12 protein-coding genes are annotated in these 13,048 nt (G+C 67.0%); 2 read left to right on the top strand and 10 right to left on the bottom strand.

Translation table 11 applies throughout. From position 1 onward, the window contains the following. Window positions 1-13: 13 nt before the first annotated feature. Window positions 14-1,003: a sulfurtransferase gene (locus tag FS787_RS03800; RefSeq protein WP_144670965.1), complete on the bottom strand. Its 990-nt coding sequence runs from the start codon at window positions 1,001-1,003 to the stop codon at window positions 14-16. 49 nt (window positions 1,004-1,052) lie between these two features. Between FS787_RS03800 and FS787_RS03805 the strand changes: the two genes are divergently transcribed. Beyond that, a complete protein-coding gene (locus tag FS787_RS03805) occupies window positions 1,053-2,159 on the top strand; it encodes a PLP-dependent cysteine synthase family protein (RefSeq protein WP_144670966.1) in 1,107 nt (368 codons plus the stop codon). Window positions 2,160-2,171: 12 nt separating this feature from the next. Here FS787_RS03805 and FS787_RS03810 read toward each other — a convergent pair whose 3' ends face one another. Further along, window positions 2,172-2,828, bottom strand: a complete 657-nt coding sequence (locus tag FS787_RS03810) for an MBL fold metallo-hydrolase (RefSeq protein ID WP_144670967.1) — start codon at window positions 2,826-2,828, stop codon at window positions 2,172-2,174. 103 nt (window positions 2,829-2,931) lie between these two features. On the opposite strand from FS787_RS03810, the gene FS787_RS03815 reads away from it, so the two are divergent. Beyond that, window positions 2,932-3,390 carry a Fur family transcriptional regulator gene (locus FS787_RS03815; RefSeq protein WP_144671923.1) on the top strand — a complete coding sequence of 153 codons (459 nt, stop codon included), beginning with the start codon at window positions 2,932-2,934 and terminating at the stop codon, window positions 3,388-3,390. Here the strand turns inward: FS787_RS03815 and FS787_RS03820 are convergent. From FS787_RS03820 to FS787_RS03855, 8 genes are all read right to left on the bottom strand, one after another. Beyond that, on the bottom strand, window positions 3,387-5,012 hold the full coding sequence (locus FS787_RS03820) for an MDR family MFS transporter (RefSeq protein WP_144670968.1): 1,626 nt from the start codon (window positions 5,010-5,012) through the stop codon (window positions 3,387-3,389). The genes FS787_RS03815 and FS787_RS03820 overlap by 4 nt on opposite strands. Further along, window positions 5,009-5,638, bottom strand: coding sequence for a TetR/AcrR family transcriptional regulator (locus FS787_RS03825; protein WP_144670969.1), 630 nt, complete (start codon window positions 5,636-5,638; stop codon window positions 5,009-5,011). Before FS787_RS03825 ends, FS787_RS03820 begins: the two co-directional genes overlap by 4 nt. Window positions 5,639-5,719: 81 nt before the next feature. Beyond that, window positions 5,720-6,610: a metal ABC transporter permease gene (locus FS787_RS03830; RefSeq protein ID WP_144670970.1), complete on the bottom strand. Its 891-nt coding sequence runs from the start codon at window positions 6,608-6,610 to the stop codon at window positions 5,720-5,722. Beyond that, window positions 6,611-7,426 carry a metal ABC transporter ATP-binding protein gene (locus tag FS787_RS03835; RefSeq protein ID WP_186329086.1) on the bottom strand — a complete coding sequence of 272 codons (816 nt, stop codon included), beginning with the start codon at window positions 7,424-7,426 and terminating at the stop codon, window positions 6,611-6,613. Window positions 7,427-7,571: 145 nt separating this feature from the next. After that, window positions 7,572-8,561: a metal ABC transporter solute-binding protein, Zn/Mn family gene (locus FS787_RS03840; protein ID WP_144670971.1), complete on the bottom strand. Its 990-nt coding sequence runs from the start codon at window positions 8,559-8,561 to the stop codon at window positions 7,572-7,574. Between the two features lie 109 nt (window positions 8,562-8,670). Continuing rightward, a complete protein-coding gene (locus tag FS787_RS03845) occupies window positions 8,671-9,735 on the bottom strand; it encodes a hemolysin family protein (RefSeq protein WP_144670972.1) in 1,065 nt (354 codons plus the stop codon). Further along, entirely contained in the window at window positions 9,732-11,069 is a 1,338-nt protein-coding gene (locus FS787_RS03850; RefSeq protein ID WP_144670973.1) for a hemolysin family protein, read from the bottom strand. The genes FS787_RS03845 and FS787_RS03850 overlap by 4 nt, the downstream gene beginning before the upstream one ends. A gap of 379 nt (window positions 11,070-11,448) precedes the next feature. Beyond that, on the bottom strand, window positions 11,449-12,969 hold the full coding sequence (locus FS787_RS03855) for a GuaB1 family IMP dehydrogenase-related protein (RefSeq protein ID WP_144670974.1): 1,521 nt from the start codon (window positions 12,967-12,969) through the stop codon (window positions 11,449-11,451). Between the last annotated feature and the right edge of the window lie 79 nt (window positions 12,970-13,048).

Here is a 13,048-nt window from a genome sequence, read left to right on the forward strand (position 1 = left end):
GCGAGCGGCACCTCTACTGTGCGGCTGCCCTGTCCGGTCCAGTGGCTGTGGCACCGTCCGGGCCAATGGCGGCGCCTGCGCCATCCGGATCAGTCGCGGCCTCGTCCGGATACGGCGCAGCCCCGGTAACGACTTCGTTCGAGTCGTTATTGGACCATTCGGAGAACGACCCGGGGTAGAGAGCGGCCGGGAATCCGGCGATTTCCAGGGCCGCAATTTCGTGGGCCGCCGTGACGCCGGATCCGCAGTAGACAGCGGTGGGCACATCGGCGCGCACTCCGAGACTTGTGAAGCGTTGGCGCAGCGCCTCCGGGGAGAGGAACCTGCCGTCCGCACCAACGTTCGCCGTCGTCGGGGCGCTCATGGCCCCCGGGATATGGCCCGCCCGCGGGTCCACAGGTTCGAACTCGCCGCGGTACCGCTCCCCCGCCCGCGCGTCCAGCAACAGCCCATGCCGGCCCCACGAGGCAGCCTGCCCGGCGTCGATCACCGGCATGGCGCCTCCCGTAGGGGCGCCCCCCGTCAAGGCGCCGCCTGCCACGGTGCCTGCCGTCAGCACGATGTCCCCAGGTTCCGCCTGCCGTTCGCCGCTTTCGACGTCGAGGCCCGCATCACGCCAGGCGGCCAGGCCGCCGTCGAGCAGGTAGACCTCGGCGATCCCCGCATTCCGGAGCATCCACCAGAGCCTCGCGGCAGCCAGGTTGCCGCTGTCGTCATAGGCCACCACAACGTCCCCGCCGCGGATGCCCCAGGCGCGCGCGGACGCCTGAAACTGTTCCAGGGTGGGAAGCGGGTGGCGGCCACGGCGGGGGTCCGCCGGGCCGGCCAGTTCCGTGGCGAGGTCCACGAAGACGGCGCCGGGGAGGTGCTCCGCCAGGTAGTGTTCCCGGCCGTGCGGGTCCCCGAGCGCCCACCGCACATCGAGCAGCACCGTGCGCGTGCCGGCCGTGCCGGCGGCGTCCAGCCGGTCCTTCAAGGTGACAACATCCATGAGGGTCTTCATCCGCCCACTCTATCGAGGCGGAACCTGCCCCCGCCGGTAGGCTGGTGCGGTGATCAGAGAGCGACAGCAGGACAGGGCCTGGGCCGACGAGGCCATCCGGAGAATCAACGCCGAGAACAACCGGTCCGCGGACACGCATTTGTACTCCGTCCCGCTTCCGGAACACTGGGGCGTCCAGCTGTACCTCAAGGACGAGTCCACTCACCGGACCGGCAGCCTGAAGCACCGGCTGGCCCGCTCACTGTTCCTTTTTGGACTGGTCAACGGCTGGATCTCGGAAGGCACCACCATCGTGGAGGCCTCCAGCGGCAGCACGGCCGTCTCGGAAGCCTATTTTGCCCAGCTGCTGGGGCTGCCGTTCATTGCGGTAATGGCCCGGAGCACCAGCCGGGAGAAGATCGCCCTGATCGAGCAGTTCGGCGGCTCGTGCCTGCTGGTGGACCACGCTTCGGAGGTCTATGAAGCCGCCGGGGACCTCGCCCGGCGCACCAACGGCCACTACATGGACCAGTTCACCTATGCCGAGCGGGCCACGGACTGGCGCGGCAACAACAACATCGCCGAGTCAATTTTCGGGCAGCTTGCCCTCGAGGAGCACCCGATCCCGCGCTGGATCGTCGTGGGCGCCGGCACCGGCGGCACCAGTGCCACCATCGGCCGCTATCTCCGGTACCACCGCCACAACACGGAGCTCGCAGTGGTGGATCCGGAGAACTCCGCGTTCTACCCGGGCTGGTTGCAGAGCCACCGGGCCGGAGCCCCAATCCACCCGGCCCCGGGTGCCGGCAGCATGCCGTCGCGGATCGAGGGTATCGGCCGGGCGCGGCTGGAACCCAGCTTTGTCCCGGCCGTCATCGACCGCATGGTCCCGGTCCCGGACGCGGCCTCGGTGGCGGCCATGCGCCATCTCAATGACTACGCCGGCCTGCACGCCGGCCCGTCCACCGGCACCAACCTGTGGGGCGTCTGGCAGCTCATCGCCGGGATGATCGCCGAGGGCCGCCGCGGCAGCGTGGTGTCACTGATGTGCGACGGCGGTGACCGCTACGCCGGCAATTACTACAACCCGGACTGGCTGCAGGCCCAGGGCCTGGATCCCGCACCGCATGAAGCGACCATCCGTGATTTCTTCGCCACCGGGAGCTGGCCAGCCTGAGCCCGGGTGCCCCTACACCTGAACGGTGTCCCCGCTGGACAGGTGCCGGTAGTCGGTCCCGTACCTGGCGCCGAAACGGGTCACATGCCCCTCCACCAGGCCGCGCCCGTTCTCATTGAGCAGGGCGTCGTGGATCGGGAAGGCCTTCGGGGCGCGGACACCGATCACGAAGTCCACCACCTCCCCCACCTTGTTCCAGGGTGCGTGGATGGGCACCAGCAGCGTCCGCACGCTCACGCCGTCGGGAATTATGAAGGAATCGCCGGGGTGGTAGACGTTGGCGTCGACGAAGTAGCCGATATTGGCCACCACCGGGATCTGCGGATGGATGACCGCATGCTGTCCGCCAAAAGTCCGAATGGAGAATCCGGCCGTCTCAAAGTCCTCGCCGGGCGCCACCGTGTGGATCCGCTGCCCGGCGTCCGGTGCCTTCTCCCGCAGTTGCGCCGCGACCCCGGCCGGGGCGAACAGCTGGAGCGCGTCGTCGGCCAGGAGGGCGGCAGTGACGGCGTCAACGTCGACGTGGTCGGGATGCTCGTGCGTGATCAGCACGGCGTCGGCGCCGGCGAGGGCCAGGTCCGTCTCCGAGAAGTTCCCCGGATCGAACACCAGCGCCTTGCCGTCCTTCTCCAGCCGGACACAGGAATGCGTGAATTTGGTCAGCATCATCCGGCCAGCCTAGGGTTCCGGCAAAGCGGTGTCCACGTGCCGGCTGGTAATCTTGGACCTTGCCACACCCCGTATCGAGTCCACCACTGAAGCGAGTTCCACGATGTCCCAGGGCGCCACAGCCAACGGCAGCCGGACAACGGCGCCGCCTCCCGCCGCGGTCAAAGAGCAGCGTGTCACCAAGCAGCGCGTTGCAGTCAGCGCGGTCCTGGATGAGCTGACCGACTTCGTCAGCACCCAGGAGCTGCACCGCATCCTGCAGGAGCGCGGCACATCGGTGTCCCTCGCCACCTCCTACCGGATCCTGCAGTCCCTTGCCGATGACGGTTTGGTGGACGTCCTCCGGAATGCCGACGGCGAGGCCGTGTACCGGCGCTGCGCCGTCACCGGCCATCATCACCATTTGCTGTGCCGCAGCTGCGGGAAGGCCGTCGAGGTCGAGGCACCCGCCGTGGAGTCCTGGGCCGCGCGGACGGCTGCCGAGCACGGCTTCACCGCAGTGGAGCACACCGTCGAGATTTTCGGGCTGTGCCCGGAGTGCACGGCCCGGAATTCCGCCTAGTTCCGGGACCCGGAGGCCGAAACGCGGGCCGCGTCGCTGGCGTCGTCGGCCGTAATCAGGATGTTGCCCTCCGAAATGGATTCGGACAGGACATCGTGCTCAATGGCGGTGGCCAGCGGCTTTTGCTTGACGAAGCACATCAGCACGGCGGCCGCCAGCGCAAGCGGCACCATCCAGACGAAGATGGGCGTCAGGGCATCGTTATAGGACGAGATGATGGCTTCCTTGACCGGCGCCGGCAGCTGGCTGACCACTGCCGGAGTGAGTGAGTTCGATCCTCCCGGCGCGCCTCCTCCCTCTCCGGCAGCCGGCAGACGCTCGGCGAGCAGCTCGGCCAGCCGGCTCGCGAAGAGGCTTCCCACCACCGCTGAGCCGAGGGTGGCCCCGATCTGCCGGAAGAAGTTGTTCGACGCCGTCGCGGTGCCGACTTCGCGCAACGGGAACGAGTTCTGCACGATCAGCACCATGATCTGCATGCTCAGGCCCAACCCCAGCCCCATCACGGCCAGGTAGGCGCAGATTTCCCAGAGTGGTGCTCCCGGCTTGAGGGTGGAGAGCAGCACCAGGGCGATCGCAACCAGCACGCCGCCGGCAATCGGCATCCACTTGTAGCGCCCGGTGCGGCTGACCAGCTGCCCGGACACCACCGAGGCAACCAGCAGGGCACCCATCATCGGGATCATCAGCAGCCCGGATTCGGTGGCGTTGACGCTGAACGCCATCTGCAGATACGTAGGCAGGTAGCCGATCGCTCCGAACATGGCCACGCCGATCAGCAGCCCGGCGATGGTCGAGAGGTTGAAGTTGAGGTCCTTGAACAGGTGCAGCGGAATGATCGGCTCGGCCGTGCGCCGCTCCACCAGGACGAAGGCAACCGCGCTGGCAACTGTGCCGGCGATCAGGCCCAGGATGATGGGATCGTTCCATGCGTACTTGCCGCCGCCCCAGGTCGCGAAGAGCACGAGGCAGGTCGTGGCGATCGCGAGCAGCACCATGCCTCCGAGGTCCAGGCGCGGTTTGCCGCGGTGTTTGGGCAGCTTCACGAAAAAGACGGCGCCGGCCAGTGCCAGCAGACCGAGGGGAATGTTGATCCAGAACACCCAGCGCCAGCCGGGACCTTCAGTGAACCAGCCGCCCAGCAGCGGGCCGGCGACCGAGGCGATGGCGAAGACCCCGCCCATCATCCCCATGTATTTGCCGCGTTCGCGGGGCGGCACGACGTCGGCGATGACCGCCTGGGAGAGGATCATCAGACCGCCGCCGCCGAGTCCCTGCACGACGCGGGCGGTGATGAGCACACCCATGTTGTTGGCCAGGCCGCCGATGACGGAACCGATCATAAACAGGATGATGGCGGCGATCAGCAGGGCTTTGCGTCCCATGAGGTCGCCGAGTTTGCCGTAGATGGGCATGGTGATGGTGGAGGCGAGGATATAGGCGGTGATGACCCACAACATGTCGCTGACGCCATGGAGTTCTCCCACGATGGTGGGCAGTGCCGTACTGAGCACTGTCTGGTTCAGGGCCGCCAGAAGCATCGAGAGCATCAGGCCCACGAACATCAGCACCATGTGCTGCTTTTGCCCGGCCGGTCCCGTGGCGGTGACAGGTTGCGTGGTCATGAGAGTTTCCTTAGTAAATGGCGGAGCAGCGCCAACGACGGCTGGAGGGTTTCCGCGGAGATGCCCTCGACGGGGTCAAAGTCGGCGGAGGTGAGCTTGAAGCGGATGGGGACGCCGGCGATCATCACCAGCATGCGCGCGGATTCCTCGGGGCCGAAGCCTTCGACGCCGTCCGCCCAGGCGGACTCTTGACCCAGCACACCGGCGAGTGCCTGGCAGACCAGGGTCTCGGCTTTGACCATGTAATCCATGTGGCGGCGGCCCAAGTGGGGATCCCTGGCGATCAGCTGGCGGCGGCGTGCGCGGTCGTCGCCCCCGAGCGCGGTCGAGGCAACGGTCATGAGGAGGCGCGAGACCTGCCCCACCAGATCGTCGGCGGTGACGGAGATTTCAGCAAGCAGCGAGGCTTCCAGGACAGGCTCACGGAGGCCCAGGATGGCGTCTTCCTTCGCCTGGAAATAGTTGAAGAACGTCCGCGGAGAGACGCCGGCGTTCGCTGCGATGGCCTCTACTGTGGCCTGCTCGACGCCGTGCTGCAGGGCGAGGGAGGCGGCCGCCTCATGGAGGGCTGTCCAGGTCTCGGCCTTCTTGCGCTCACGCAGGGGCAGCGCAACGGCATCAGTCATGGATCAAGAATTGCACAACTGCAATGTTTGCACAACTGCATACTTGCAGTGATGCACACTCGAGGATCCGGCTGCGGCGCCTCAGGCCGCCGGCACCGCCGACTCGTTCAGCACCCTGCCGTTCAGGCCGCGCTTGGCGCGAACGCCGCCGATCACCCGGCACACGACATAGATCAGGAAGGACAGTGTGGTCACGTACGGGCTGATCGGGATCCGGCCGCCGAGGGCCAGCAGAATGCCGCCCACCGTCGCCGTCACGGCGAACACAACACTCAGGATCACCACCAGCCGCGGCGACGACGTCACCCGCATCGCGGCCGCCGCAGGCGTGATCAGCAGCGCCAGCACCAGCAGGGCGCCGACAATCTGGATGGAGAGCGCCACGCTGACGCCGAGCAGCAACATGAACCCGATGGCGAGGGCCCGCACGGGAACTCCGCGGGCCGACGCCACGTCGGGGTCCACACTTGCGAAGCTCAACGGACGCCAGATGGCCACCAAGGCGATCATCACAACGACGGCGGCCACCGCCAGCACCTGCAGCTGGACGGTGCCGACCGAGACAATCTGACCGGTGAGCAGTCCAAACTTGTTGGCGGCCCGCCCCTCGTACAGCGACAGGAACAGGATTCCCAGGCCCAGCCCGAACGGCATGATGACGCCGATGATCGAGTTCTTGTCGCGGGCGCGGACGCCCAGCAGTCCCAGCAGCAGCGCCGCCACGACGGATCCCGCCAGGGAACCCAGGACGATGTCCGCCCCGATCAGCAGGGCAAAGGCCGCGCCGGCAAATGAGAGTTCGGAGATCCCGTGGACGGCGAAGGCCAGGTCACGCTTCATCACGAAGGTTCCAACCAGCCCGCCCAGCAGGCCCAGGACTGCGCCCGCCCAGAGGGAATTCTGGACCAGCACCAGGAGTTCGCCGTAGTTTTCGAAGTTGAAGATTGAGTTGAGCAGGTTGTCCAGGTCCATCTAGCCCATCTCCCCCGCCACCGCGTGGGCGTCCTCGTGGTGGTGCGTCGTGGCGTCGGGAAGCCCGACGACGATCAGGCGGCCATTGGCGTTGATCACTTCGACGTGGCTGCCATAGAGGTCGGACAGCACTTCCGTGGTCATGACCTCCTCGGGCGGGCCCACCCGGAACCGCCCGCCGGCCAGGTACAGGACCCGGTCAACGTAGTCCATGATCGGATTGATCTCGTGCGTTACGAAGACCACGGCACTGTCCTGGTCGTGGCACTGCTTGTTGATCAGGGCACTGACGGCCTGCTGGTGCTGCAGGTCGAGGGAAAGCAGGGGTTCATCGCAGAGCAGCACCTTGGGGTCGGCGGCCAGGGCCTGCGCCACGCGCAGCCGCTGCTGTTCCCCGCCGGAGAGCTGGCCCACGGGAACCTTCGCATACTCGGTGGCCCCCACGAGGTCGAGCAGTTCATCGATCCTGCGGTTAACTTTCGCGCCGCCCAGCCGGACGCCCCAGCGGTGGCCGTCGACGCCGAGGCCCACGAGGTCGCGGGCGCGCAGCGGCGTGTCCGGGTCGAAGGACTTCTGCTGCGGGACATAGCCGATCCCCCGGCTGCCCCGCTCCACGGGCCGCCCGTCAAGCGTGGCCGAACCGGAACTCAGCTCCTGCAGGCCCAGCAGGACCTTGAGGAAGGTGGTTTTGCCGCTGCCGTTGGGGCCAAGGACTGCGAAGAATTCACCCGCGTTGATGTCCAGATCAAGGCCCTCCCACAAGGTGCGCTTGCCGAACGCGAGGGAGGCACCACGGAGGCTCACTACGGGTGTCAACTGGGCTTTCCTCGAATTCTGCGCAAGCCGCGCTGCGCCGGGGCGTCCGGCTGGGTTGTCCGGGCAGGGTGTCTGGCTGGTAGTTCGCTGATCCGTCCAGCGGGTCTGTCTCGCTGCGCGGTCAGCTCACGCTGTCCCGCTAATCTTAGGCCAGCGCCTTGACAATGTTGTCGACATTCCCGGTCATCCACTCCACGTAGGTCTTGCCCTCCGGAAGGGTCTCGCTGAAATTCACCACCGGGACGCCGGCCGCAGTTGCCGCGTTCTTGACATCGACCGTCTGCGGGCCTTCGGTCTGCTGGTTGTAGGCGAGCAGCCTGATGCTGCCCGATTTCACAAGATCGGTGGTCGCCTTCAGGACCGCAGGCGGCACGTCGGTATCCTCTTCGATCGCGGCGGTGTACTCATCCGGAGTCCGGTTGTCCAGGCCGGCGGCCTCGAGCAGGTAGAGCGGCACCGGTTCCGTCACAGCGACGGGCGCCCCACCGTCGGACGCCTTGACGCCCGCCAGCTTGGTTTCGAGGCCGCCGAGCGACTCCTTGAAGGCCGCGGCGTTGCTGCTGAATGTCCCCGCGGAGGACGGTTCAAGCTCGCCCAGCTTGGCCGCGACGGCGTCAGCCAGCCGGGCCATGGCGGGCAGGCTGTACCACACGTGCTCGTTGAATCCCTCGTTTTCGTGGCCGTGGCCGTCAGCGTCGGCGGAGGCGGATGCGTCGGCGGACGCATCGGCGGACGCGCCCGCGGGCTCTTCCGGAGCCAGTCCGGACAGCTCCACGGCATTCAGGACGTTGCCCTCGTCGAGCCCCGTGTCTTCGGCAAGTTTATGGATGAAATCGTCATATCCTCCGCCGTTTTCCACCAGCAGCTCGGCCTTGGATACCGCCAGCTTGTCCTGGGTGGTCGCCTCGTAGGAGTGCGGGTCCTGGCTGGTCCGGTTGATGATGGAAGTAACACGCACTTTGTCGCCGCCGATGGTACCGACGATGTCCCCGTAAACACTGGTGGAGGCGACGACGTCGACAAGACCGTCGTCGGCGCTTCCCCCGGCGCTCACCGACGCCGGACCGCAGGCCGTCAGGAACACGCTCAGGCCGGCAAATGCGGCAACGATGGCACGGGCAGCAGGACGACGCACGGGAAACCTCGGATCTGTTATTGAGAATCGGGAGCAATAGCAACAGCTTTGAGTGTAGCCCTAAATAGGAATGATTCCTATTTAGGGCCACCTCCGAGCCTGCACGCGGCTACTGGTCCTGGCCAAGCCTCCGGTAGCCGGTGGCCTGCGTAGCGTCCCTGATCTCGCCGACGAGTTCCTCGATGACATCCTCGAGGAACAGCACGCCCTGGGTTTTGCCGTCCGGGCCGATCACGCGGGCGAGGTGCGATCCGGTCCGCTGCATCACGGACATGGCTTTCTCGATTTCATCGTCCATGGACAGGTTCGCCAGGGACCGGATGTGGCTTTCGGCGATCGGCTGGTGGTACGCCGCGTCCGGGATGGAGAGCACGTCCTTGATGTGGAGGTAGCCGGAGAGCATTCCGTCATCGTCCAGCATCGGGAAGCGTGAGAACCCGGTCCGGCTCACCGCCTTTTCGAACTCCACCGGTGTGGTGGCCGGTTTCATCATCACCAGCTTGTCCAACGGGACCATCACGCTCGACGCTGTGTGCGCGGAGAACTCCAGCGCACCGGTGATGAGTCCGGCGTCGTCGTCCACCAGCCCGTGGCGGGTGGATTCCTGCACGATCGATTGAACCTCCTCCAGTGTGAAGGAGGAGTTAACTTCGTCCTTGGGCTCGATCCGCATCAGTTTCAGGATGTGGTTCGCGGACCAGTTGAGCGCCACAATCACCGGCTTCACCACCCGCGCGATGAACATCAGCGGCGGGGCCAGCAGCAGGGCTGCCTTGTCCGCCACGGAGACCGAAATGTTCTTCGGCACCATCTCGCCGATGGTGACGTGCAGGAACGTAACCAGCGCCAGTGCGACGGCGAACGCCGCAATGTCCGCGACCTCGGCCGGAACGCCGGTCGCCTCCAGCGGCACCACCATCAGGTGGTGGATGGCCGGTTCCGCGACCTGCAGGATCAGCAGCGAACAGACGGTAATGCCCAACTGGGCGCAGGCCAGCATAAGGGAGACGTTTTCCATCGCCCGCAGGGTGGTCTGTGCACGCTTGGAGCCCGCCTCGGCAAGCGGCTCGATCTGGCTCCGGCGGGCGGACATGACCGCAAACTCGGCGCCAACGAAGAAGGCGTTGCCGAGCAGCAGGACAACGAGCCAGAAGATCCCTAACCAGTCATTCATGCTGCACCGACCTGGCCGTTGGAGCGCTCATCATGATGCACCCGGGCCGGCTTGAAGCAGATCCGGTCGATCCTGCGCCCGTCCATCCGGGTGACGGCCAGCGTGCCGCCATGGACGTCCACGGTGTCCCCCACCACGGCGATCCGGCCCAACATGCTCATGACGTAGCCTCCCACCGTTTCGTAGGCAGACTCGTCGGGCACGGTCAGGCCCGGAATCTGTTCGGAGAGTTCGTCCGGGCGCAGCAGGCCCGGGAAGTACCAGTCGCCGGACGCGCTCTGCAGCAGGCCCGGCCGGACCTTGTCGTGTTCATCGGCCACTTCTCCGACGATTTCCTCAACCAGGTCCTCCAGGGTTGCGATGCCGGCGGTACCGCCGTACTCGTCCAAAACCACGGCCAGCTGCAGATTGCCTTCGCGCAGTTCCGCCAGCAGGGCGTCCAGGTGAATGGTTTCGGGAACCCGGAGCACATCGGTCATGATGGCGCCGGCTTCCAGCTTGGCGCGCCGGTCCGACGGAACGGCGATAGCCTTTTTGATGTGCACCACACCGCGGATGTCGTCCGAGGATTCGCCGATGACCGGGAACCTCGAATAGCCGGTGCGGCGTGCGGCCTCCACAATGTCGGAGACGGGCTGGTCGCCGTCGATGGTCTCGACCCGGATGCGCGGCGTCATTACATCCGCTGCTGTCCGGCCCGAGAACTTGAGCGTCCGGGCGATGAAGTTGGCTGTGCCGGCGTCGAGGGTTCCCATCGCCGCCGAGCGGCGGACGAGGGAGGCGAGCTCCGCCGGAGTCCGTGCCCCGGAAATCTCTTCCTTGGCCTCCAGGCCGAAGATGTTCAGCACCTTGTTGGAGAAGCCGTTGAGCACCACGATGGCGGGTCTGAAGATCGCAGTGAAGATCAGCTGCGGGCGGGCCAGGGCCTTACCCACTTGGAACGACAGGGCAATGGCCATGTTCTTCGGCACCAGCTCGCCGATCAGCATGGACAGGAGCGTCGCGAAGGCCATCGCAAGGATCAGCGACACGGAGGAAACGGCGGCGTCCGGCAACCCCAGGGCGCTCAGCGGGCCCTCGAGCAGCTGGCCGACCGACGGTTCCATAACGTAGCCGGTGAGCAGCGTGGTGATGGTGATGCCCAGCTGGCAGCTGGAAAGCTGCGTGGACAGGGACTTGAGGCATTTGAGCAGGGGGACGGCGGCAGTGTCGCCGTCATCAACGGCCCGCTGGACCGTGGCCTGGTCAAGGGCAACGAGGGAGAATTCAACGGCTACGAAGAAGCCGGTTCCGAGGATGAGCAGCAGGCCTGCACCGAGAAGGAGCCACTCCATCTAGCGGCCCGCTTTCGCGGCTGCCCGGAGTGGCTGCTTGGGGAATTTGCCTGGCGGAGGGTGGTCGGCCGCGGCCGACCCTTGATCCTGGCAGGCACTGGCTTCCTGGGAGGCACGGCTCTCCCGAAGAACAAGGTGACGGTGTGCCGCCGCAGAGTGATGGGCGCGTGAACGGGGTTTGCCGGCTCTTCGGGTGGACTGCGCGGGAAGGGAATCCGTTCCCCGCTGACAGCCCCCAGGCCGGCACCTAGATTTACTGTCCATAAGAATGTCAGTCTACAGGAGCGCCGGGCACAGCCGCCGTCGTGACCGCCACGGTGATACCGCAAACGCGGCGTCCGACGGCGGCCGGCTGCGGCCGCCAGCGGACGCCGGCCGCTCACCAGCTTTGCGGCACCGGGCGGCCTTCCTCATAGCCGGCCGCGGACTGGATCCCCGCAACGGCGCGTTCCCGGAACTGCGCCAGGTCCGCGGCGCCGGCGTAGCTCATGGAGCTGCGGAGCCCGGCGGTGATCATGTCCAGCAGGTCCTCGACGCCGGGACGCGCCGGATCGATGAACATCCGGGACGTGGAGATGCCTTCCTCAAACAGTGCCTTGCGGTCCTTTTCGAAGGCGCCCTCGCGCTGGTTGCGGTTCTGCACGGCCCGGGCGGATGCCATGCCGAAGCTTTCCTTGTACTGGCGCCCGCCGGCATCCTGCTGCAGGTCCCCCGGGCTTTCGTGCGTGCCGGCGAACCAGGAGCCGATCATCACCTGGCTGGCCCCGGCCGCCAGCGCGAGCGCTACGTCGCGCGGGTAGCGGACGCCGCCGTCGGCCCAGACCCGGCCCCCGGCGGCCCGTGCGGCGGCAGAGCACTCGAGCACGGCAGAGAACTGCGGCCGGCCCACGGCCGTCATCATGCGGGTGGTGCACATGGCGCCGGGGCCCACACCCACCTTGACGATGTCCGCCCCGGCCTGGATGAGTTCGCGGGTCGCGTCCGCGGTGACCACGTTGCCTGCCACCACGGGGACGCCAGGGTTGAGGCCCTTGACGGCGGCGAGGGCTTCGAACATTTTCTGCTGGTGGCCGTGCGCGGTATCGAGGACCAGGACGTTGACCCCGGCGGCGAGGAGTTCCGCCGCCCGCCCGGCGACATCACCGTTGATCCCGACGGCGGCCGCCACCTTGAGCCTGCCGTCAGCGTCCAGCGAGGGCCGGTACAGCGTGGAGCGCAGGGCGCCCTTCCGGGTGAGGACGCCGGCCAGGACACCGTCCCGCTGCACGGGCACAAAGTCGGTTCCGGCAGCGTCCATCGCGTCGAAGGCGCGGCGCAGGCCGGCGCCGGACCCGCCGTCGGGCGTGCTTTCCGGTGTCCCGTCCAGCGATGCCCCGTCCAGCGATGCCCCGTCCGGCAAGGTCACGTCCAGCGATGCCGCATCCAGCACCAGCGGCTGGTGGCGCATCACGGAGGCGATCGAGGCGAACCGGTCCTGGCCCTCGCAGTCGGAGGCCCGGACGATGCCGGCGACGGCACCCGAGTGGTCCACCACCGCGATGGCCCCGTGCGGACGTTTGCCCATCAGGTGCAGGGCGTCAATGACCGTGCTGGCGGGCGAGAGCGTCACCGGCGTCTCCAGGACGGGGTGGCGGGTCTTGATCCAGGCCGTCACGTCGCGGATCACGTCCAGCGGCACGTCCTGCGGCAGCACCGCCAGCCCGCCGCGCCGGGCCATGGTCTCGGCCATGCGCTTGCCGGTCACCGCCGTCATGTTGGCGGCCACCAGGGGGATCGCGGAACCGGTCCCGTCGTCGGCGGTCAGGTCCACGTCCAGCCGGGAGGTGACGCCGGAACGGGACGGCACCAGGAAGAGGTCCGAATAGGTCAGGTCGGTGGTGGGGTCGGTCAGGAAACGCACGGCTGCTCCTTAGATTAAGCAAAAATAAGCATTCCGATGCTCAACGGGTTCTCAGGGTGAGTCTAGCGAGGCTTCGAAC

It is taken from the genome of Arthrobacter sp. U41 (assembly GCF_007679325.1).
GTDB lineage: Bacteria > Actinomycetota > Actinomycetes > Actinomycetales > Micrococcaceae > Arthrobacter.